Genomic DNA, 22,552 nt, shown 5'->3' on the forward strand with positions numbered 1-22,552 from the left:
ATTGAGTGGTTTACTGTCTCATGGTGTCTCAGATTGATGTCCGAGAGTAAACTCATCAATTCGAGACATCATATAAGGATAAAATGGATTCCATTTCTGACGCAGCATGTCATTCCCAGATATACTAAATATACCTCGTTCGCCTTGATAAATAGCTCTACCTATTTGGATTTTTTCGGAATTATCATCGAGCAATGGCCCATAAAGCGTATCTTCAATCGGAAAATTTAACGCCACATGAGATAGAGAATACACATCTTTAGGCCAAGTTAAATTTAATGCTAATACATCATCCGATTTCGACTTATCAGTTAGCTCCCTCACCTGCACCTGATTATCATGTTGTGGATCATTCTCAACTAAGCTTAAGCGGTACGGCAACAGTTCAGGTAACCAAAAGGGAGCAAAAGATGCCAAAGGATCCTGAAACAGCAGTTGGTTGTTACTCCGTGTCCGATTCACGTCAAATAACACTAATTGATGATCTTTTTTTGCTGGTAATCTTTGATATAACAAATCGACCACAGCCAGCGATGAAACAGTATCATCGACGACAGACTGAAACGTTAATATTGTAGGTATAGCATTAAATTGTTGTGCTGTTAATGATGCTAATAGAGTCTGATTACGTTGTGTTAATTGGTAAACAACATCGCCAGCATTAACTGCAAAAGATTGATATTTGAAAGGATCGTATTCAGTTTGAATGCTATTCCAATACAACTTATCTTGTCCAAGTAGCTTACCTAACTGTGCTTGCCAGTAAGCGCCTGCAGCAATAGGCGCTAGACCAATGGCTGGCGATAACATTATTATGCCATCAAAGCTCGTAGGTTTATCTAAGCTGATATTCTCTAGCTCATGATTTAACGCTAATGCCGCTCCAGTAGAAAATCCCACCACATAAATCGGTTTATTAGGTAGTTGTGCAGAGAGATGCGCTACAGCAAGTGATACCGCCCCAGCAAGATCAGGCCAGTTAATATCGGTTAATCCTGAAGGAATAGTTCCATGTCCAGGTAAACGTAACCCTAATACATGCGCCTGGTGCTGATAATGTTGAGCTATATGCGATAACATATAAGGTGAGTCAGACATACCGTGCAGTAATAATAAGCCAAACTCTGCTTGTGGGTTTGGCCATTCGAATGAACGGTTCCAATTTTGCTGCCATAACCCTGGATCAGACAGGCTATTACGTTCATAACGATTAATAGGAGATGCTATTTCAGGTTGATATTGACGGTAAATTTGCTGCTCTACTTCAGCAAATAGTTTATCTTCTAATTGTAAATATTGATTAAAATCAGTTAAGCCTGACTGTTGATGATATTCAGAGGTAAGATGTGTTGTGTGCCACAATGATAAATTAGGCCGTGCATTAAGCAGCCAAACGGCGGTGATAATCAACGCTAAAGCGATACCCAAGGCACCATAAAATGCGGCAAATAAAAAATGTTTAGTCGACCCAATCACAATTGCGCGCATAATAACCTTAGAAATAGAGATCAAATATAAACAAAGAACATAGGGTAACATTTACCGCCGAACCGCTAGGTATTCACCATTCATAATGATACTGGAAGTAACATGTCATCTGATTTATTTAGCCATATATGGGGACCAATGAATCCCGATATCATTTTTTATTTACCTACGCCTCCAGAACTATCAACACATTGGCAAGCCAGTCATCCCGATGCCATCACCCAACTGGTCACATTGAATGGTAATCACTGGCGTAAAATTGTCACCATTATGGCAAAGGTTTGTTGTTTAGAGCACGATATGAATGACAACAAAGGGATTGGTTGGAAACAGATCCGTGACCAATTATTTAATGAGCTTCATGATCAACAAACCGATAAACACATCAACATTCCATCACGCTTGCATTGCCAATTACGTATTGTTAATTCAAATGTTTATCATCACAACGAGGTTGTATTTACTCCTGAATCTTGGCATATTTTATGTGGCAAAGAAGTCCAGCAACTAATGGGCATAACGGAGCCTCAGCAGTATACATCACTAGATGAAAAGCAAAAAATACGTCACCAGCACACTGTGCTACTGACGCCATATTTAGATTATCGACAATATGCTAATACGTTAATAGAACTAACCCGGCAACACATCGCTTCAAGCAAAGTGTAATGTGTTAATCGTAAATCGTCGGAATAGGTTCACGTTTATGCTGAGTGCGTTTATAGATACTCACCAGTTTATCTTCAACAAACTTAGCGACATCTTTACCTTCTAAGAAGTCATCAATTTGATCATAGGTCAGTCCTAACGCGACTTCGTCTTCAAGTTGTGGCTTATTGTCTTCTAAATCGGCTGTTGGAGCTTTTTTTACTAATAAATCGGGAGCGCCCAAATACGCTGCTAACTGGCGAACTTGACGTTTATTCAAACCAAATAACGGTGCTAAATCGCAAGCCCCATCACCCCATTTAGTAAAGAACCCAGTGATACTTTCTGCACTATGATCGGTTCCCACAACAAGGCCACCCATAGCACCAGCAATATCATATTGGACTATCATGCGCATTCTGGCTTTTACATTACCCTTGAGAAAATCAATCTTGGCAGTATCCGTTGATGCCAATCCTACATCATTGAGGCCCGCTAGCGTGGCATTATGAATACCAATAACACCATCATGAACATTTACAGTCACCTGTTTTGAAGGCTGAATAAACTGACAGGCTAGCTGAGCTTCAGCTTCATCTTGCTGAACATGATAAGGTAAGCGCACCGCAATAAACTGATACTCATCACTGGCTTTTTCTTGATTAAGGCTATTGACTGCTAGTTGGCATAAACGTCCGGCAAGAGATGAATCAACACCACCACTAATCCCCAATACTAAGGTTTTACTGTGAGCCTCAGATAATTTAGCTTTAATAAAAGCAACACGGCGCTGAATTTCAAACTCAGGCTCAATGGCTTTGAGTACATGCATCTCTCTTAAGATTTGTCCTTTCACGTTTCGCTCCTGATTGCTTATTAATATTCTGACTTTCGATGCCTATTCTATAAAAATCTACACAAAAAAAAACGATAATGATGCTTCATTATCGTTTTTTTTTATCGACGATAGATTATCGTTCCCAATATGACTCTTCTAAACTGTCTTCCCGCTCAGGTAAACCGCGAGACAGACGCGGGCTGTGTTGAGCTAACACCTCGTATGCAACGCGATTAGCGTATTTGCACAACTGTGAAAATGACGAATAACATAAACCGTCTCGTTTGTGCTTACTCGAGCCGGGTATATTGGTTTTATGAAAAGTATTAGCTGATAAATCATGCAACAGCGCAGACAAGGCTCCATCTCCAGCGCCATTAGTATTACGGATTAATTCCGGCCCGCCCATATATGGCGCAATATGAGCATACACTTTTATCGGAGTGTCGCAATCTGCTTGTAATTTAGGTCGCGAAAACTCATAGCGATTAAACTCAGGAATGGTACCAGGTAACAAAGTATGACTTGTTTCGCGTTTTTCATTATCATCAGTATAGCCTGCGGTATAAAGCCCAATAGGTCCTGCCGTAGTTAATACCATATCACACCATTCAAGCGCAGCTTCGCTGGCCAGTAATGGATCTTTAAAACCGGTTAATGCTTCACCTTCGTCTTCATTCATCGCTAAAATAGTGACGTGATCATTAATAAAGTTTTGCCACCATTGCGGATCTTCTTGAATCAAAAAACGCGTGCCTAAAGTTAATACCACTGGCACATCTGCTTCTTTAGCGTAATTAATCGCCGTCATTGCCGCATCGGTAATACCATCACCTTCGCTTGCTCGCATCAGGTAAGCGGTTAACACTAACGCCGAACTGCCCTGCACCACCTCTTTATCAATATACTCAGGTGTCAGCTTATCCATAGAGCCTTTACTAATAGCAAATGTGCGTTCGCCACAGTCTGAAATCAGTGTAAAGCAGCGACCGATAGGGCCATCAACAGGTTGTAAAAAGTTAAGGTCAACTTTAGATGAAGTATGACATAAATAGCAGTATGCGTAGCTACCCACCATAATGTGTTGACTCATGACCCCAAAAAGCACTGAGCGATCGTCGGCTAAAATAGAATAATTATGTACTGTGTTGCCAATAGTGCCACCAGCAAACTCGTCACTGATCATGTCATTGGACTTTAGTTCATTGTATAGATTGTGGGCAAGTTCATCATTGATAAGAGTCGAGTTACCCTTAGGTAATCCGTAGCGCTGAAGTAGGTCATCCTCAACTTTTGCTTCAATATCCACCAGCGTCTGATCGATCCCACAAATATAGGTTGAAATAGGTTGTGGTTGTTGAGTGAGTTGAGCCAATAAAGGATCACGACGGTTTACAGGGAAATAGTGTTTAGACTTACGTTGACCAGGAAACTTCATATTGGGCTCTCATAGCTTGGCATCCATGCAAGTGTGGAAATAATTACCACTGGCACTCTTTCAACGTTGAAAAAATGATTATCTGCGAAAATGGCGGCAGATTTTATCATAGGTCAGTATTATTTCTATATTACTTTTATCAACTAGCCAGCATAATTACGGACTTATCTTAATTCACATCACAGTTCTATGATTATCCGTGGTTTTGTTGATACCAGAGTAGTGACGTGAATGCTCACTGGCTAGATACGAAAAAAGCCTGCTAGGCAGGCTTTTTAAATGTGTAACTCATCAACGACTATTTTAAAACGTTAGCCAATTGTTCACTGACTTTAGCAACAGATTGGGTACCGTCAAACTTGTTATATTGAGTTCGACCTTCTGCAGCCACTTTGCCATAGTAATCGACTAATGGCTTAGTTTGCTCATGGTAAATACCTAAGCGCTTACGCACTGTGCTTTCTTCGTCATCTGGACGAATAGCTAAATCTTCACCAGTAACGTCATCTTTACCTTCCACTCTAGGTGGATTAAATTCTAAATGGTAAACACGGCCAGAACCAGGATGAACACGACGTCCACTCATGCGCTTAACAATTTCTTCGTCTGGCACATCGATTTCGATAACATGATCAATCTCAATACCATTTTCAGCCATTGCATCAGCTTGAGGAATTGTGCGAGGAAAACCGTCAAGTAAGAAACCTTTAGCGCAATCGTCTTGAGCAATACGTTCTTTCACTAAACCAATAATAAGGTCATCAGACACTAATTGACCTGCATCCATTACTTTCTTAGCTTCTAAACCTAATGGAGTGCCTGCTTTAACTGCGGCACGCAACATATCACCGGTTGAGATTTGTGGGATACCATACTGTTCCATAATGAACTGTGCTTGGGTACCTTTACCGGCACCAGGTGCACCCAATAAAATAATGCGCATCTCAAAAGTCCTCTTTTAAGTTTATGTTCTTTTTAGGGCGGCGATTTTCGCACATCTGCCACTCTTTTAATAGCGCTTTTGTTATGACATTAGACCTAAATCTAATAAGGCTTGTAACAAAAAGGCTTCAATTTGTTTAATACAGCAAAGTATATAATTTACGACGATATTGATTCGCTAACGCGTTACCCTGGCCTATTGCAGTCAAAATCTCCATGAAGACTTGTTTAACTTTGCCATCTGCGGCGTTCAAGTCTTTTTGTAAAATAGTGAACAATAACTCAAGTGCTTCTTCGTTACGTTGAGCCGCATTGAGTGCTTTAGCTAATAACACCACCGCATCAAGATTATCTGGTTGTTCGGCAACATTTTGCTGTAGTTGACGAATTTCTGGAGTATCAGCGGCATCTTCGGCAAGTGCCAATTTAGCCTTTAAATTCTGATAATAACTATCTTGATCCGCTAAACCAATACTGGCTAATAAACTTTTAGCATCCGCTAATAAACCTTGCTGTAATGCCACATCTGCCATCACCAATCCCACTTCAGCGGACTGCTGTGCATCGATAAAAATTGTTTTTAACTGATCAGAAATTTTAGTTAAGTCTTCTGGCGATAACTCGCCTTGGGCTAATTGTTGCTTAACATCATCAAACTCTTGTATCCACATCGGTGGCAAATGCTTATTCAATAAGTCGCTAACTTGCTCTTGGCTTTGAAGCCCGGCAAAACCGTCAATAGGACGACCTTGGTCCAAAATTAATGTGGTCGGTAAATCTTGGATTTGAAAATAATTAGCAATTTCTAATTCAGTTTCGCAATTAACTTTAGCGAGAATAAATCGCCCAGCTTGAGCCGAAGCTAACTGTTCCAACGTTTGCAACATCTGTACGCTTTCTGGTTGCTGTTGAGTCCAAAATGCCAATACCACCATTTTTTTCATTGAGGTATCAACAACTTGTTGAATATTGTCTTTAGTAAGATTAATGAGGTAGTCCATAAAGCCTCCGCAGCATGACAAAAACAAAAGCGGACATACAGTCCGCTTTTATGGTTTAAATCGAGTTTATTTTACGCTCGCCAATAACATTTGATTGGTTAGCTTAATAAACGCTGATGGATCAGCCAAACTGCCTTTTTCTGATAATAACGCTTGTTGTAATAACAAGTTAGCCCAATCAGCAAACAATTTCTCGTCTGTTTCTTTATTAAGATGTTCAACCAAAGGATGGGTTGGATTAATCTCAAATATCGGTTTGGACTTTGGTACTGGCTGACCAGCTGCTTCCATCAATTTAATCATCTGAGTCGACATTTCACCTTCACCGGCTACCACACATGCAGGTGTGTCAGTTAAACGCGAAGTGACACAAACATCTGAGACTTTGTCTGCTAAAGCAGCTTTAACGCGTTCAACAAGATCTTTAGATTCTTCAGCTACTTTGTCGTGAGCTTCTTTATCAGCCGCATCTTCTAGCTCTCCTAATTCTAAATCACCACGGGTAACTGAATGTAACTTCTTACCTTTAAATTCAGTTAAGTGATTCACTAACCATTCATCGATACGCTCAGACATTAATAGTACTTCAATGCCTTTTTTACGCAATAACTCAAGATGTGGGCTGTTAGCTGCTGCTTCATAACTGTCGGCAACAATATAGTAAATATTGTCTTGGCCTTCTTTCATGCGCCCAATGTAATCTTCCAAAGATACGGTCGTTGCTGCTGAGTTGTTATGAGTAGAGGCAAAACGCAGCAGTCCAGCAATACGTTCTTTGTTAGCAAAGTCCTCTGCAGGGCCTTCTTTTAATACTTGACCAAACTCAGCCCAGAAAGATTGATATTGTTCAGGCTCATCTTTAGCTAATTTTTCAAGCATGCCTAATACGCGTTTAGTAATACCCACACGCATTGCCGTTGTGACATGGTTATCTTGTAAAATTTCACGAGAAACGTTTAGTGGCAAATCATTCGAATCGATTAATCCTCGAACGAAGCGCAAGTATGTCGGTAAAAACTGTTCTGCATCATCCATAATAAAGACACGTTGAACAAATAGTTTCAAGCCATGTTTATGATCACGGTTCCACATATCCCAAGGTGCTTTGGCTGGAATATACAACAAGCTAGTGTATTCTTGCTTACCTTCAACCCGATTATGAGACCATTTCAGAGCATCATTAAAATCATGAGAAATGTGCTTATAAAATTCTTGATATTCTTCGTCAGTAATATCTGATTTATTACGAGTCCAAAGCGCAGTGGCTTTGTTCATCACTTTCCATTCACCTTCGGTCGCAGCAATTTTTTCGCCATCAGGACCTTCAGACTCAGGAGTACCTTCATTCCACATTTGTACCGGAACAGAGATATGATCGGAGTACTTGGTAATAATTGAGCGTAAACGGTGATCATCTGCAAACTCGAGTTCGTCATCGCGTAGTTGCAAAGTAATTTCAGTACCGCGTTCATTTTTAGTAATACTTTCTACGTTAAATGAACCTTCGCCTTCAGACTCCCACAATACACCTTCGCTAGCAGGGTGCCCTGCTGCACGGGTTCGTACAGTAACTTTTTTGGCTACGATAAAAGCTGAATAAAAGCCCACACCAAACTGACCAATTAATTGAGAGTCTTTTGATGCTTCACCAGAAAGGTTGTTAAAAAATTCTTTAGTGCCCGATTTAGCGATAGTTCCTAAATGTTCAATAACACTATCGCGCGTCATACCAATACCATTATCAGAAATGGTGACAGTGCCTTTTTCTTTATTGGCACTGACTCGAACGCGTAAATCGCCGTTACCTTCATATAAAGCATCATCAGTTAACGCTAAATATCGTAATTTATCTGCTGCATCGGCTGCATTTGAAACCAGCTCACGTAAGAAAATCTCTTTATTTGAATACAGAGAGTGGATCATCAATTGCAGAAGTTGTTTGACTTCGGTTTGAAAGCCATGAGTTTCTTGTTGTGACATGAGTATTTCCCTTGGTGTTACGTTAAAACGATCACGAGTCGAAAAATCTACTCGCCTTAAAAATCTATGTTAACCAAGAGATGGGGGGACATTACAACCTTTTCAAGGGCCAAGGTTACCTTGTTGAATAATAAATCGTCAGTTAAGCCCACATCCGCTCTATATGGACATTTTTACAACATATACTCCTCATAATTCACCTAAAATGAGATAAAAAATGCCAACAAACCTTATTAAGGGTCTGCTGGCACAAAGTTGTTCTCAATCAATAATAGCTTTGTTACAAAGGAATACGGCCATTGAAAGATAATGCTAAGGTGGTGCTATCGACGTATTCAAGCTCCCCACCTACCGGAACACCATGAGCAATACGACTGATCACAACATTGTGTCTTCTAGCCATATCAGCAATGAAATGTGCAGTAGCATCACCCTCAACGGTCGGATTAGTTGCCAAAATAAGCTCACTCACCTCATCAGAGGTTAAGTGGCGCTCAAGTAACGCTAAACCCAACTCTTCAGGACCAACACCGTCTAACGGTGACAAATGCCCTAACAACACAAAATAACGACCATTAAAATGTCCACCGGCTTCAATAGCAAGCACATCGGCAGGTGTTTCCACCACACAAATAATCCCTGAATTAATTCGACGGTGACTACTGCATATCGGGCATAGGTCTTGTTCGGTAAATGTCCGGCAAATTTGGCAATGACCAACTTCAGACATGGCTTTTTGCAATGAATCGGCAAGCTTAAGACCTGCTTTTCGCTCACGCTCAAGTAGTTGAAATGCCATGCGCTGTGCAGACTTAGGGCCGACACCTGGCAAAGCACGTAAAGATTGAATTAATTCATCAACCAAAGGACTAAATTTCATAAAATTGCGAATACCTTAAATAACTAAACTCATTGTGATGTCACGGATGAAGCCGTCTTGTGATCAGCTAAGCCAAAATGCGGAAACACCAAAGCAGTGCGATTATTGTCTGTGCAGGGCTCGAATGCAAAGATTAATGCTTTTGTAGTAAGAAATGAAGCCAACAATTTTTAAATTACGCAGTATTTTTTGTTTAATGCTTAGGTAAAAACCCCTCATCGAAGACGAGTAACATGTTATAGCGGGCTTAAAGGTGAACGTCCGATGCGGGTAAATAGGTTATCTTCACACAGCAAAGAATAACTAACCAACCGAATGACAACAATATGCACTCACTTTAATGGCAAGCAACATAACCAGCTAAATAAGAGAATGCTCAAGTTTTGAAAGCCATCACCTTTCTGTCTGGCTCATCTGATATTCTATTAAACAAGTATTTAACATTTTCGGTTGACCCGAGAAAGAGATTCACAACGATATTGAAAACATCTCAAAAAGAGACATTTCCAAATTAAAGTGTCACCAATGCAAGGACTCAAAATGCTCGATACTTTACCATTATTAGGCAGTGGATTCGTTATTTGCGGCGCGATATTACTGGCAATGGCAATCGCACCAGTTTGGAAGCTATTTAGCCAACTACCAACAGGCGGATTACGCTATAGCTGGGGATTTCTTATTCTGCTGATATTGTTCTTCATTGTAGGTTATATTGTATATGCACAATTTAACTTGATGACATTTTCTCAACCACTTGATCTAGTGGTGCCGGTTATATTTTTTTGCGGTGCTATTTTTGTATTGGTTGTTTGTACCCTGTCCCTCAAAACCACCCGTGACATCATGCAGATGAACGCACTCAAGCAGGAAAATATCACCGACCCACTAACAGATATATTTAACCGGAGATACTTAGAACGTCGCCTCAAAGAAGAAACACAAAAGGCACAAAGTTATTCTAACCCACTATCCATCTTCCTTATCGATATAGATCATTTCAAGATTATTAATGATAATTATGGTCATCAGATTGGTGACTTAGTTTTGAAAAATATAGCCCAAAATATTAAAATGTCGTTAAGAGAGTCAGATATAATTGCTCGTTATGGTGGTGAAGAGTTTATTGTCATCCTCCCTCTAACCCAAGTATTCACATCTTATACTCTTGCTGAACGACTCCGAACGGTTGTGGAAAACTCAAAATTGGCAATCCCTAGCGATACTGGCATAGATATTATTTCAATTGGAGTTACAGTAAGTATTGGTATAGCAGGACTTACGTCTGAATGTAAAGACTACCAATGCCTGATTAAAAATGCTGATACAGCACTCTATCAAGCAAAACAAAATGGCCGAAACCAAGTCCGTATGGCGTAAGCGCTATAAACGCTGCGTTAATAAACTGCCTTTATCTAGTAAACCGTCACAGTACTCTCATTGTAATAGTCAACGATAACCCAAGCGTTTCAGAATGACATTTCAGTGAACTACTCGCAACTAAAGCAGCGAGCTTCCAATATAACAGCCTAAGCTGCTAACTTTTCTTTTTTGACGCTTCGCAGGGTGCTGCGAGTGGAGCTTTTGGCTCTGCTCGACTTACGGTTCCCTCCACGTCCACTATCTGATTTTAGGCGTAAAACACCTTCATCAGACAACACCGTTCCAGTGTCTAAAATCAGATTAATTGCCCTTTTCTTAATCACCAATGATGCATTGTGATCTGCATTGTCAGTATTGCCACATTTACCGCACACAAAGGATTCTTGTGATTTACGGTTGTCGGGGTGAGTGTAATCGCACTTGGCGCACTCCTGACGGGTATAAGCTGGGCTTACTTTACATACGACTTTGCCTGCCTGGTTAGCCTTGTATTTTGTATAGGTTTCGATAACGTGCCAGCCTACATTCAGGATGGCTTTATTTAATCCTGCTTTTTGCTTGGCTTTGTTAGAAATAAATTGACCGCTTTCATTCTGTTTGGCTTTGGGCTTTTTGGTCATGTTTGAGATGCGTAGCGCCTCAAACACAATAACCTTAGCGTTGCTATCGACTAACGAGCGACTTGTTTTATGAGCGAAATCGTTGCGGATATTGGCCTTTTTGGCGTGATGTGTAGCAATACGATGCTTGGTCTTGTTTCTGTGATTAGAGCCTTTTGTCTGCTTGGCTAATCGACGCTGTAATCGCTTAATGTAGCGTTCGGCTTTAGTCATGTGATTTTTCTGGTTATCAGAAAAATCGAACGTCATTAAGCCTGCGTGAACAGGAATAGCAACACCTCGGTCAACACCGATAGTGTGTTCTTCCAAATACTCTTTTGTTGAGCATTGCAGGAACGCCAAATGCTCTGCATTGCTCGATAGCTCAACCTCGCTCTTTCCATTCTCATAACAGAAAGACACCGTATATTGGCCGCGTTCTTTACGCACATAAAGTGAATTTGGGATTTTGAATTTACTGTGCGCTTTAAACGATAAATAGCCAATATTATTGGTCTTCGTGCCAATAAACAGCCTAATATTGCCATCTTCACAACGGTCAAATCGAAAGACTTCACAAGTAAGATAAATACTGCCTCGGTCTGTTTTGGGTTTGCGCTTAGGGCGACCGCACGCGCCTTTCATGAACTTCTGATAAGTCTGATACCAGTTGACGGCACTATTGCGGATAATCTGACTAGGACAGGCTGATAACCAAGGCGTTAGCTCTTTCGATTTAAACTGCGATGCTTTCTGATCAATAGGAGCATACGTGCCAATCGAATGATACTTTCTTGCAAAAGTGCGGAAATACCTTTCTTCATCAACCTTGGCATTCCAAATTAATCGAGCACAACCCATCCACTGACTTAATATCAGCTTTTGATTAGATGTTGGGTTAGCACGTAATTTGATGCCAGTTAGCATACTTGCCTTATACTGTAATTATATACAGCATCATGATAATGACATGAATAGTAAAGCCAACATCGCTCGACTTGACTCGCAGCTAAAGCAAGCGAGATTGCATCGAGCACTTGTTCAAATTCGGTTTCGATATGCAGTCGACTAACGAATAACTTAACTCACTGACAATACCCGAATGACAGATTAAAGGGGGGGTATGAGTTATATGATGCAAAGTTTCGCTACTTATCTGAACGATAGCTAAAGACGTTATCAAGCGGTAAATTAAACACCTCTGCAATTTTAAATGCGACTTCAAGTGTTGGTGAGTATTTATTTGACTCAATGGCCATCACAGTTTGGCGCGTCACACCGATTTGTTCGGCGAGCTGTTTTTGGGTCATTTCATTATGTAAAAAACGTAAAGTACGGATAGAATTTGAAATGCCTATTTTACTGTCATCAAGGTTACTCATAAATCTCACCGGTTCGGCCCTTGTACAACTGCACACCATAATAGGCTAGTTCTGCCAGTAAAAATGCCACCAATAATATATGCAGCGGCAAGTGGGGAACATATTGCGGCATAAGGGTAAAACCTTGCGCATCAATATTATATTGAACCATGGCAAAAACCACTCCAACTTGCAAAATGATAGCGGCATACTTATAGCCTACCAAATTAATTTGTTTCTCTCTGACATCCATCGGTTGTGACAGTTCATCATCACTGATCAGGGCAAGTAATATATAACTCACTACCATCAATACAATGGAGTAAATAATAATTTGCAATAACAAGGACGATAACCATTCAATAGAGGCTAATTGCTCCGGCGACGCACTCGCTAACTGACTAATATAATGGTAAAAAATATAACCTGTGATTAAAAAGTCAACCGATAACATTAGCTCTCGAAAACTGGTTTCTTGTAACCATTGATGTACTTTATGCTTATCTACCATGTTAACTCCAATCAACTTTATGTAAAAAATATTTAACTTAACAATCATATCGACAGGAAAAGAGATGTCAAATATTTTTAACTCGGAGTTAATAATTAAGTACTTTATGTTGATGGAGAATTTACATTAATATAATGGAATAACTGTATCGAATACCTATTGTGTAAAAGATCAATACTAGTTAATTCTTCTACGCTATAACGAAAAAGGCTCAAGCATAATGCTTGAGCCTTTTTAAGTTGTTGTATCAGACAACCATTAAAACGGCATTTTCATTCCAGGTGGTAATTGCATACCCCCCGTAACTTCGGCCATTTTAGTTTTTTGATTTTCTTCAATGCGACGAGCGGCGTCATTGCACGCTGCAGCGATGAGATCTTCTAACATCTCTTTATCGTCTTCCATCAAGCTTGGATCAATTTCAACTTTACGCACATTGTGATTACCTGTCATGGTTACTTTAACCAAGCCAGCACCCGCTTCACCCGTCATTTCGGTGCGCGCTATTTCTTCCTGCACTTTAGCCATTTTATCTTGCATCATCTGGGCTTGTTTCATTAAATTGCCCATACCGCCTTTTCCACCAAACATAGTCATATCTCTCTAATTTAGGTTGTTAGCAAGTCGCCTTAATGGCGCTAATATTACTGAAATAAAATCGATTGGCAATCTTGCAAATACATTTTTGGGATGAAGATATATTCATCTTAAGCTAAATTACCGAATTTGTTCATTTATGAAGCATTAATGAGGGCAATTTCTTGTGCTATTTGCCCCAATTGTTCTGCCGGATATTCAATACTGTCACTGTCTAATTGAGCGGATAAACGCTGAACCATCCACTTAACGTTATCATCTATCAAAATAGCCTGTTGTGCTTGAGCAATAAGCTCACGATGAAAACGTTTACGTAACTCAAGCGGCGTTTCGCGTTCAGGCACAACCCCTATCTGAATTTGAACTTCTGTCGGTTGCTCGAGATATTCAGATAACGCCTGTTGCAATTGTTCGATCGCCGTTTGGGCTGACAAATGTTTTTGATTGGGTTTCAATACCAACACCATGGGATTTGACAATACTGAGCACACTGAGTTTACACCTAGTTGTCTAACCCTACCGCCAACAGACACATTCGTCATCACTTTATACCAATGCAAATCAACCTCATCACCTTGAATACTGTGTGGTTCAAATGCAGTAACCTCATGGGATTGAGTTGTTGCAGGTTCAGCATTCATGTTCAGCGGATTAGCCGCCAACGAACTTGTAGTGAGAGTGCTAGCAGGCTTTTGATGCTGATTATCGATTGGATGACTGTTTGTACTCGGTTGTTGAATAGTTGCTTCAACGGCAGGTTGGATATCCTCATTGATATCGGCAAACGTGTTAACTTGCTCATCCTCCTTAGGCTTAACCCAAGGCGGTCTATCATAATCGACTATTGCCTGCTCTTCCGTTACAGAGCTTGGCTTTGCCTCTACAGATCCAACAGATGATTCATTAGCCGCTGTAACGGGTGTCGATACCGGTTTTACCTTTCTAGGTGTAATGACTTTTGCGGGCTCTTTTTTGGCAAGTTCTTCTTTTAAATGCAATGCCCCTACATCCGCTATGAGTAAATCACGGCTAGCTAACACTTCATCAAGAAAGTCGTCTTCTGTATCCTCAGAACGAGTGAGTTCTTGATTAGCCCCATGGTCAATAATGTCAGAGTTTTTTTCATTCACAATATCACGACTATCATCGTTGATATTGTCAATGTCATCACTTATCCGTTGTGGCTTTTGTACAGCATCAGTAACGTTACCAATATTGTTAGCTTCAGTTGCCTCATTTAAAGCCGAAAAAGCCATATACTCGTCATGATCTAGTGGCTCATATTCCATTGATGCATCATCTAAGGTGTCATAATCCATAAAAGCATATGCACTTAGCGAATCATCAACATTGTCACTTTTTTCTGCGTTATTGGTGTTTGCAGTACTCAAAATAGATTGTTGTTCACTATCTTGATCAGAGGTTGGCTGGTTGTCATGTTCAGTGCTGAGGTTCACCGAAGCCGTTACATCAAGATTAGCTTCAGTCTTGACATCAACATCCTTCGCATCGTTAGTATCTTGGAGCTCGGCTTGCTCGATGACATGATTAACGTCTACTGTAGTAGCAGGTTCCGCCTGCACTAAATCGTTTTGTGGCGATGAACTATTAAAGCCTAAGCTTTGTGCTTGACTCATGACCAAAGCTTGTTCGGCTACCAGTGAGGCAATAACAGGTTCATCGTCGACAATATCACTATCTTGTTTCTCAGGATCTACCGTTGACACATTTTTCACCGGCGCCGCGCTCGCAGAGGATGAAAGAGTGTCTACTTTAGATTGAAGAGCCGACTTTGGGCCTGTTTCATTGACCTCTTGCCCTGGTGGTGATGAATGATCAATAACGCTTAAATCAATATTTGCGGGTATCGTTGTTACCCAACGTTTCACTTGTTTTTCAGGCGTAAAGGCCACCGCGCGAAGTAATGCCATTTCCAAGCCAGATTTAGGATCGGGAGCGAAGGGTAAATCTTTACGACCGTTAAGTAACATTTGGTAATAAAGCTGGACTTGTTCCGGCCCTAATTGCTGTGCAAATGCCAAAATTTGTTCACTAAACAACGATTGTTGTGCAGCAGCTGGCGCAAATTGCGTTAAGGTGATTTGATGTAATAGCTCTAATAAGCTGCGCAGTACTTCTTCTGCATCTGCACCAAATGCCAATACTTTGGCCACCGTCTGCATCAATGGCCCAACCTCGGCGTCACACAAGGCTTTTAATAACGCTAAAACATGTTGTTCATCAATACTGCCCAACATGGTTTGCACTTGTGTAAGCATCACTTGGCCACTGCCAAATGCTATCGCTTGATCCGTTAAACTGAGCGCATCACGCATACTGCCATTAGCCGCTTTAGCTAATAAACTCAGTGCTTGCTGCTCAAAGGGTAATTGTTCTTGGGTGATGACATATTCAAGTTGCTTGCTGATTTCATCTTGCGACAAACTTTTTAAATTGAACTGTAAGCAACGAGATAACACAGTAACAGGCAGTTTGTGCGGATCGGTAGTCGCTAATAAAAACTTAACATGCTCTGGAGGTTCTTCTAATGTCTTTAGCAGTGCGTTAAAACTGCTGCGCGACAACATATGTACTTCATCAATTAAGTACACCTTAAAACGACCACGGGATGGACGGTACTGTACATTGTCGAGAAGTTCACGAGTATCGTCGACTTTGGTACGCGACGCCGCGTCAACTTCAATTAAATCGACAAAGCGACCTTGGGCAATTTCAATGCAACTAGAACATTTACCGCATGGATTAGCCGTTATACCCGTTTCACAATTGAGGCCTTTAGCAAATAAACGCGCCAAACTTGTTTTACCCACACCGCGGGTTCCAGTAAACAAATAAGCATGATGTAAACGTTGTTGACTCAATGCATTGGTTAATGCCATTAATACATGGGACTGACCAACCATTTGTTCAAATTTAGCTGGGCGCCATTTGCGGGCGAGTACTTGGTAAGACATGAAATTCCCCACAGAGAGCTATCGGGAGTCAATCCCTTTAAAGGGGTTAACAATAACATGCCAAAGGCTGGCATGCTATTGTTGAGCAAGCATTTGATAGCGTAAAATATAGTTAACTGCTTAATAAAATAGCAGTTTATTTTACATTAATTACTCGCCTTCAAACTCGCATAAACTTAACACTTCAATTCCCAAATTTTGTAAGCGCTTCTCGCCACCAATTTCTGGTAATGAGATAACAAATGCAGCATGACTCACTTCACCGCCTAATTGACGAATAAGTTTTACAGTCGCTTCAATCGTGCCACCTGTTGCTAATAAATCATCAATAACGAGCACTTTATCATTGGCATTTATCGCGTCGACATGAATTTCTAAAGTATCTTTACCGTATTCTAAATCATAGGTTTCGCTAATGGTTTTACGGGGTAATTTACCCGGTTTACGCACAGGGACAAAACCAACGCCTAACTCTAACGCGAGTGGTGCGCCAAATAAAAAACCACGCGCTTCAGTACCCACCACTTTGGTGAAACCTTTTGATTGATAATGAGCCACTAGAATCGCAATAGTCGCTTTATATGCTTCGGCATTTTCAAGTAAGCTGGTGACGTCACGGAACATGATGCCTGGGATTGGATAGTCAGGAATGGTTTTAATGCTCTGTTTAATAAGCGCTAAACTGTCTTGGTTCATCATAATGTAGTTAACTCTGTCTGAAAGTGATTACGCAATAAAAAAGTCCACGTTATGGGTGGACTCTAATAAAAAATACTGGGGGATCTTATGCCCGTTTAATCTCAGTTGCAACTAGCTTACTTTAACTGGCCGATTATTATTCTAACTCTGGGATCCGCCACAAAAAAAACAATAATATAAGCATCATGCACAGCAACATAAACTTCACCCATATAATTGGCACTATCACAATGCTGATAGCAAAACTTAGGCTACTCATTATCATGGCTTTGCGTTTTAAAGTTCGGCTTAGGGCACGTTTGGATTGCCACTGATGAATCCCTTCGGCAAACCATGGGTGATTGACTAACCATTGATGAAGACGATCATTTGAACGGGCAAAGCAAAACGCAGCCAATAAAATAAATGGCACTGTAGGTAATAAAGGCAGAGCAATGCCAATTAAGCCTAATACTAGGCTACATAACCCTATAATCAGAAAAAAACCACGTTTTACAGCCATGTGGGACCCTATATAAAACAAAAACCACTCTGTTTGAGTGGTTTCATCATACGTCATATTTGCACGTTAACCTGAAATAAATGTTAAATTAACCCTGCAAATTTCAACCATGCTAGCGTCGCGGGTAATGTTGGAATTAATAACACCAAAATAAAACCAAAAAGATAAAAAATGTTGAACGGGTCTTTAAACGGCTGACTCATGATTATTCCTAGTTAAGGTTATGCGACTACGGTATACCTGCGTTCCTCTGTATCAACTGTACACAGAAATGGGTCAAGCCCAATGTGAAGCAGATCACAAAAAGCGGCTTATTTTAGTCACATCTACACAAAATAAAAACCATAAATTAAGTAAGCCTATTATTCAAAGACAGATGAGATCACTATTCCCTTTTGGGCCAATTGCTGCAATAAAGGTATACAACCAGCCAATAACGTCTCACGGGACATTTGCGGATAGTGTTCAGTCAACCATTCGATAATAGCATCTAGCTTTACGCCTTGTGGTGAATCACTCATTTGTTCAATATAAGCCAACACTTGCGCACTTAACGGTGTGAGTTGTAAAAACGCCACTTCGTCATCAATATCTCGATAGACACAAAAAAAGTTCGCTTGTGCTGTCGGCTCTATAGGTTGGTAGTCAACACTAATATGCTGAACATCAAAGGCATATTGCGCCACCTTGGCACAAGCCGCTAGGCATAGCTGATGGTTATTTAGATCATCAATATGAATTATCTGAGACGTTGGCGTATCTGGCGCGACTGCCACACACAATTCTAACCATTCATAATGTGCTAACTGCAACATGAAAACTGGATCATGTTCAGTTACTTGATATTCGTGTTGTAAAAATGCTAAAAACTCACCTGCAATTTCAACAAATATTGGTGTCTTACAATCATGTGTTACAAAAAATTGTTGTACTAAGGCCTGCCACTGTTCGTCTTGATACAAACTTTTCAGTACAGGAAATGCACTCGATACAAAGCCTGCAATATTATTAAAAAACAATTCGCGATAGATTTTCATGCGTCTAGGCTCAATACCCTCGGGTAATGGCAAACTAGGATCACGGATGTAGTCCATGAATTGTTGTTGTACTTCAATGAAACCCATTATGCTTTCCTCAATACAGACTGCGATGCTAGAGCATTTTGTTGATATTGATGAATTTGATTAATCTCATTAAGGAGTATTTCAGTTTTAGGAATATTAAAATCACGCTCAAGCAATGTCGGATGCACCCCATGTAATTGATAACACTGCTGCAATAAATCCCATACTGGATCGATAATATCCGCACCGTGAGTATCGACCATTAAGTCAACCTCTTCTTCATAGTGCCCTGCAATATGCAAATAAGCGATTCGTTTGGTGGGCATAGCGGCTAAGAAAGCTTTGGCATCGTATTGATGGTTAACTGAATTAACGTAAATGTTATTTACATCAAGCAATAATTTGCAGTTGGCCTCTTGCAGCACGGCATTGACAAATTCTTGTTCCGTCATTTGTGCACCTGGCGCTGCATAAAATGACACATTCTCTAAAATAAATGGTCGCTCAAGTATATCTTCAACTTGCTTTATCCGCTTAGCAGTATGGATAACGGCATCGTCAGTAAATGGGATCGGCATCAAATCATACATATGACCAATGCCCGAACAATAACTTAAATGCTCTGAATAAACATCAATATTGTGCTCATCCAAAAAGCGTTTTACGTTTTGTACAAATTGAGTATCAAGCGTCTCTGGACTGCCAATGGATAACGAAAGCCCATGGCAGAAAAAAGTATGTTGGTCAGTTAATTGCTTAAATTGACGGCCAAACTTACCGCCTAATGTCATCCAATTTTCAGGTGCAACTTCGAAAAATTCAATGGCAGATGGCACCTGCTGACAAAATTCATCGAGCATTTCACGCCGAAGCCCTAATCCAACATTGGCTAAGCCATGAACATGATTTGTCGTCATAATGTATATCCTTGAATTAATCAGTAATGCTAAAAATTAGCTAAAAGGCAGATAAAATTAAGGCCTGAATCTCAGGCCTTAATTGTGTCAGATAAGCCTAGGCATTATCTAATAGATGCAGCCAATTATTTATTGCCGCCACATTTACCTTCACCACACTTGCCTTCTTTAACTTTCTCTGCAGACTTTTTCATGTCGCCGCCGCATTTGCCTTCACCGCACTTACCTTCAACCGCTTTTTCAGCAGACTTTTTCATGTCGCCGCCGCACTTGCCTTCGCCACACTTACCTTCAGCCGCTTTTTCAGCAGACTTTTTCATGTCGCCGCCGCACTTGCCTTCGCCACATTTACCTTCAACAGCTTTTTCTTTGGCTTTGTCGCCACCACATTTACCTTCTCCGCACTTACCTTCTCCGCCATCAACTTGATAACCAGAAGTTAATTGTTGAAAACCAAATGGGTTAGCTTCTACTTGAGCAGAAAAACCAGCAGTCATTACAACAGAACCTAATGCAACCGCTAAAGTAGTTTGTTTGATTGAATTCATAATAATTATCTTCCTATATCTTGATTGTGTATGGTGACCAACATCATTGCCGGCTTGGTTAAAGAGACCCGCAATAAGTAAATTTTATTGCAAATAAATTTAAAAAATGTGAAAAAAATCTATTTATTTAACATAAATACTTGCTAGATAAGCCCCAAAACTGACGCCACATATATTTAACACAATTACAACATAAGTGCTATCGATATGATTATTATTAATAATTTGTTTAGTTAATCAACAAAATAACTCGCATTGTCATTTAGTACTGATATCAGATAATAAACACGCTAAAATGGCGCACTTTTGACTTCAACAAGGTGTACTGTGCGCGTTATTTTAGCTCCAATGGAAGGTGTGGTTGATGACCATATGCGTGAAATATTATCTGCCATCAACCCATTTGACCTGGTTGTGACTGAATTTATCAGGGTAGTCAATCAACTCATACCAGACAAAGTATTCTACAAATTATGTCCTGAGTTACATCATCAAGGCTTAACCGCATCTGGAACTCCAGTACGAGTACAGTTATTAGGCCAAGAACCTGAATGGATGGCACAAAATGCCGTAAGAGCTGTAGAGCTAGGTTCAAATGGCGTTGATGCAAACTTTGGCTGTCCAGCCAAAACCGTCAATAAAAGCAAAGGCGGCGCCGTATTACTGCAGTATCCAGATAATATTTACAATATCGTCAAAGCCATGCGCGATGCCGTGCCATCTGAACACCCTGTTACCGCAAAAATCCGTTTAGGCTACGAAGATAAGTCATTATTTATGGAAAATGCCTTAGCAGTGTACGAAGCTGGTGCAACTGAACTTGCGATCCATGCGCGCAGTAAAACCGACGGTTACAAACCACCGGCTTATTGGGAGTACATTACTGAAGTGAGACAACGATTACCGATCCCTGTTATTGCTAATGGAGAGATCTGGAATGTGGCTGATGCACAGCGTTGTATCGATATTACCGGTTGTGACAGTGTGATGATTGGTCGCGGCGCCATATCGCTACCTAATTTAGGGGATACCATTAAAACAGGAGCAACCCCATTCAGTTGGCAACAAACCCTAAGCTTACTAATCGACTACACCGACAAAGAACTGAATGGACGTAAGTCTGACTATTACCCCTCACGGATTAAACAGTGGTTTAGTTACTTGAACCGCCAATATCCAGAAGCAGATACATTATTTAGAGAGTTAAGAGTATTTAAAACCACTGAAGAGATAGTTAAAGTAATACAGCACGCCCACCGAACAATAAACGAAGGCTAATATTCTGTTAACGTAACAGCCTTAGAATTCGATTAAGGCTGATATAAAATAAACCATCAACTTTTTGCTGCGCTGTGATTAATGCTAGCCATACACAGCAACAGTTTCATTTGTTTTTTTAGCTTAGAAATACTCAATCTCCCCCTGTGTCAGGATGGTTAGAACACAATGCTAAACTAAACTTTTAGCTGAAATAAGGTCTAACTAAAATGAAATTAACATGGTTAACCTTGTCAGGGTTGAATAAACCATAAATTATTATTTATCTTTTTATCGCAGAAATCTTATTGAGAATTGATCTTCATCATAACGTCTGACTTTTTTGTGCCTAGAATAGAATTTATACATTGGTTTAGACAGTTGAAGGTTATCTCAGTTGCACAATACTCAAGACACATTGCATGAACTTGAACAACTCGAACGTATTTTGAGATGTGAATTAATGCAACTTATCAAGAAGCCATTACAAGCCACTGATGTTGCTCATATCTCTATGCAAACGCCTCTAGGGAACGTTATTGACTACTTGTCACAAATCAAACTATCCAATACCGATACTTTCTCTAAGCTAATGCGGCTCGAAGCGGCTTATTGTCAACTTGAACTCGGTCTCTATGGCATTTGTTCCGATTGTGAGATGGACATAGAACCGTCACGCTTAATCGCCGATCCCACCGAGCAACGTTGTGCTCAATGTGAACAAAAATTCCTTAGTGAACATAGACATGAGTTACGTTTAAATCACTAGCGAGATTTCATCATAATACTACTCACCCAACTGCTAATTTATTCAACTCATATTTTATTCAATTTTTATTACTCAGAAGTAAATTCATTTAATTGTCTAGTCCTGAGATAAGTCTCCAATGTGTCAACTTATCTCAGTACGGGACACATCGATAAAAA

At 40.2% G+C, this 22,552-nt stretch carries 21 protein-coding genes; 4 read left to right on the forward strand and 17 right to left on the reverse strand.

Annotated elements, in window-relative coordinates; genetic code table 11:
* Nucleotides 1-18: 18 nt before the first annotated feature.
* The gene (locus FCN25_RS01270; RefSeq protein ID WP_137221246.1) at nucleotides 19-1,488 is read right to left on the reverse strand and encodes a carboxylesterase; all 1,470 of its coding nucleotides are present in this window, start codon (nucleotides 1,486-1,488) and stop codon (nucleotides 19-21) included.
* Between the two features lie 102 nt (nucleotides 1,489-1,590).
* Here FCN25_RS01270 and FCN25_RS01275 point away from each other — a divergent pair, with 102 nt between their 5' ends.
* On the forward strand, nucleotides 1,591-2,157 hold the full coding sequence (locus FCN25_RS01275) for a hypothetical protein (protein ID WP_254693704.1): 567 nt from the start codon (nucleotides 1,591-1,593) through the stop codon (nucleotides 2,155-2,157).
* Between the two features lie 4 nt (nucleotides 2,158-2,161).
* On the opposite strand, the gene nadE is transcribed toward FCN25_RS01275, so the two are convergent.
* The 6 genes from nadE to recR all read right to left on the reverse strand — a co-directional run bounded on the left by nadE (nucleotide 2,162) and on the right by recR (nucleotide 9,215).
* On the reverse strand, nucleotides 2,162-2,992 hold the full coding sequence (gene nadE / locus FCN25_RS01280; protein ID WP_137221248.1) for an ammonia-dependent NAD(+) synthetase: 831 nt from the start codon (nucleotides 2,990-2,992) through the stop codon (nucleotides 2,162-2,164).
* A gap of 115 nt (nucleotides 2,993-3,107) precedes the next feature.
* Nucleotides 3,108-4,412, reverse strand: coding sequence for an inosine/guanosine kinase (locus FCN25_RS01285; RefSeq protein WP_137221250.1), 1,305 nt, complete (start codon nucleotides 4,410-4,412; stop codon nucleotides 3,108-3,110).
* Between the two features lie 298 nt (nucleotides 4,413-4,710).
* Nucleotides 4,711-5,355 carry an adenylate kinase gene (adk, locus tag FCN25_RS01290; protein WP_137221252.1) on the reverse strand — a complete coding sequence of 215 codons (645 nt, stop codon included), beginning with the start codon at nucleotides 5,353-5,355 and terminating at the stop codon, nucleotides 4,711-4,713.
* Nucleotides 5,356-5,491: 136 nt separating this feature from the next.
* Nucleotides 5,492-6,355 (reverse strand): tetratricopeptide repeat protein, encoded by an 864-nt coding sequence (locus tag FCN25_RS01295; protein WP_137221254.1) that lies wholly within the window; start codon nucleotides 6,353-6,355, stop codon nucleotides 5,492-5,494.
* A 66-nt stretch (nucleotides 6,356-6,421) separates the two neighbouring features.
* Nucleotides 6,422-8,335 carry a molecular chaperone HtpG gene (gene htpG / locus FCN25_RS01300; RefSeq protein WP_137221256.1) on the reverse strand — a complete coding sequence of 638 codons (1,914 nt, stop codon included), beginning with the start codon at nucleotides 8,333-8,335 and terminating at the stop codon, nucleotides 6,422-6,424.
* 280 nt (nucleotides 8,336-8,615) lie between these two features.
* The gene (gene recR, locus FCN25_RS01305) at nucleotides 8,616-9,215 is read right to left on the reverse strand and encodes a recombination mediator RecR (protein WP_137221258.1); all 600 of its coding nucleotides are present in this window, start codon (nucleotides 9,213-9,215) and stop codon (nucleotides 8,616-8,618) included.
* A gap of 525 nt (nucleotides 9,216-9,740) precedes the next feature.
* Here recR and FCN25_RS01310 point away from each other — a divergent pair.
* Nucleotides 9,741-10,592 carry a GGDEF domain-containing protein gene (locus FCN25_RS01310; RefSeq protein ID WP_254693705.1) on the forward strand — a complete coding sequence of 284 codons (852 nt, stop codon included), beginning with the start codon at nucleotides 9,741-9,743 and terminating at the stop codon, nucleotides 10,590-10,592.
* A gap of 149 nt (nucleotides 10,593-10,741) precedes the next feature.
* On the opposite strand, the gene FCN25_RS01315 is transcribed toward FCN25_RS01310, so the two are convergent.
* The 10 genes from FCN25_RS01315 to FCN25_RS01365 all read right to left on the reverse strand — a co-directional run bounded on the left by FCN25_RS01315 (nucleotide 10,742) and on the right by FCN25_RS01365 (nucleotide 20,368).
* Nucleotides 10,742-12,121 (reverse strand): RNA-guided endonuclease TnpB family protein, encoded by a 1,380-nt coding sequence (locus tag FCN25_RS01315; protein ID WP_137221260.1) that lies wholly within the window; start codon nucleotides 12,119-12,121, stop codon nucleotides 10,742-10,744.
* A gap of 221 nt (nucleotides 12,122-12,342) precedes the next feature.
* On the reverse strand, nucleotides 12,343-12,576 hold the full coding sequence (locus FCN25_RS01320; RefSeq protein ID WP_137221262.1) for a helix-turn-helix transcriptional regulator: 234 nt from the start codon (nucleotides 12,574-12,576) through the stop codon (nucleotides 12,343-12,345).
* Nucleotides 12,569-13,066: a hypothetical protein gene (locus FCN25_RS01325; RefSeq protein ID WP_137221264.1), complete on the reverse strand. Its 498-nt coding sequence runs from the start codon at nucleotides 13,064-13,066 to the stop codon at nucleotides 12,569-12,571. Before FCN25_RS01325 ends, FCN25_RS01320 begins: the two co-directional genes overlap by 8 nt.
* 258 nt (nucleotides 13,067-13,324) lie before the next feature.
* Complete coding sequence (locus tag FCN25_RS01330; protein WP_011637860.1) at nucleotides 13,325-13,657, reverse strand: YbaB/EbfC family nucleoid-associated protein; 333 nt, start codon at nucleotides 13,655-13,657, stop codon at nucleotides 13,325-13,327.
* 143 nt (nucleotides 13,658-13,800) lie between these two features.
* Nucleotides 13,801-16,638 carry a DNA polymerase III subunit gamma/tau gene (gene dnaX / locus FCN25_RS01335; protein WP_137221266.1) on the reverse strand — a complete coding sequence of 946 codons (2,838 nt, stop codon included), beginning with the start codon at nucleotides 16,636-16,638 and terminating at the stop codon, nucleotides 13,801-13,803.
* A 150-nt stretch (nucleotides 16,639-16,788) separates the two neighbouring features.
* Nucleotides 16,789-17,340, reverse strand: coding sequence for an adenine phosphoribosyltransferase (apt, locus tag FCN25_RS01340; RefSeq protein ID WP_137221268.1), 552 nt, complete (start codon nucleotides 17,338-17,340; stop codon nucleotides 16,789-16,791).
* Nucleotides 17,341-17,473: 133 nt separating this feature from the next.
* A complete protein-coding gene (locus tag FCN25_RS01345) occupies nucleotides 17,474-17,839 on the reverse strand; it encodes a YbaN family protein (RefSeq protein ID WP_137221270.1) in 366 nt (121 codons plus the stop codon).
* Nucleotides 17,840-18,201: 362 nt separating this feature from the next.
* Nucleotides 18,202-18,963: a DUF2063 domain-containing protein gene (locus tag FCN25_RS01355; RefSeq protein WP_137221274.1), complete on the reverse strand. Its 762-nt coding sequence runs from the start codon at nucleotides 18,961-18,963 to the stop codon at nucleotides 18,202-18,204.
* Nucleotides 18,963-19,820 carry a DUF692 domain-containing protein gene (locus FCN25_RS01360; protein ID WP_137221276.1) on the reverse strand — a complete coding sequence of 286 codons (858 nt, stop codon included), beginning with the start codon at nucleotides 19,818-19,820 and terminating at the stop codon, nucleotides 18,963-18,965. The genes FCN25_RS01355 and FCN25_RS01360 overlap by 1 nt, the downstream gene beginning before the upstream one ends.
* A gap of 125 nt (nucleotides 19,821-19,945) precedes the next feature.
* Nucleotides 19,946-20,368: a hypothetical protein gene (locus FCN25_RS01365; RefSeq protein ID WP_137221278.1), complete on the reverse strand. Its 423-nt coding sequence runs from the start codon at nucleotides 20,366-20,368 to the stop codon at nucleotides 19,946-19,948.
* Between the two features lie 327 nt (nucleotides 20,369-20,695).
* Here FCN25_RS01365 and dusC point away from each other — a divergent pair, with 327 nt between their 5' ends.
* Nucleotides 20,696-21,646, forward strand: coding sequence for a tRNA dihydrouridine(16) synthase DusC (gene dusC / locus FCN25_RS01370; protein WP_137221280.1), 951 nt, complete (start codon nucleotides 20,696-20,698; stop codon nucleotides 21,644-21,646).
* Between the two features lie 376 nt (nucleotides 21,647-22,022).
* A complete protein-coding gene (locus FCN25_RS01375; protein ID WP_254693706.1) occupies nucleotides 22,023-22,394 on the forward strand; it encodes a TraR/DksA C4-type zinc finger protein in 372 nt (123 codons plus the stop codon).
* The last annotated feature ends 158 nt before the right edge of the window (nucleotides 22,395-22,552 follow it).

This window comes from Shewanella sp. MEBiC00475 (assembly GCF_005234075.1).
GTDB lineage: Bacteria > Pseudomonadota > Gammaproteobacteria > Enterobacterales > Shewanellaceae > Shewanella > Shewanella polaris.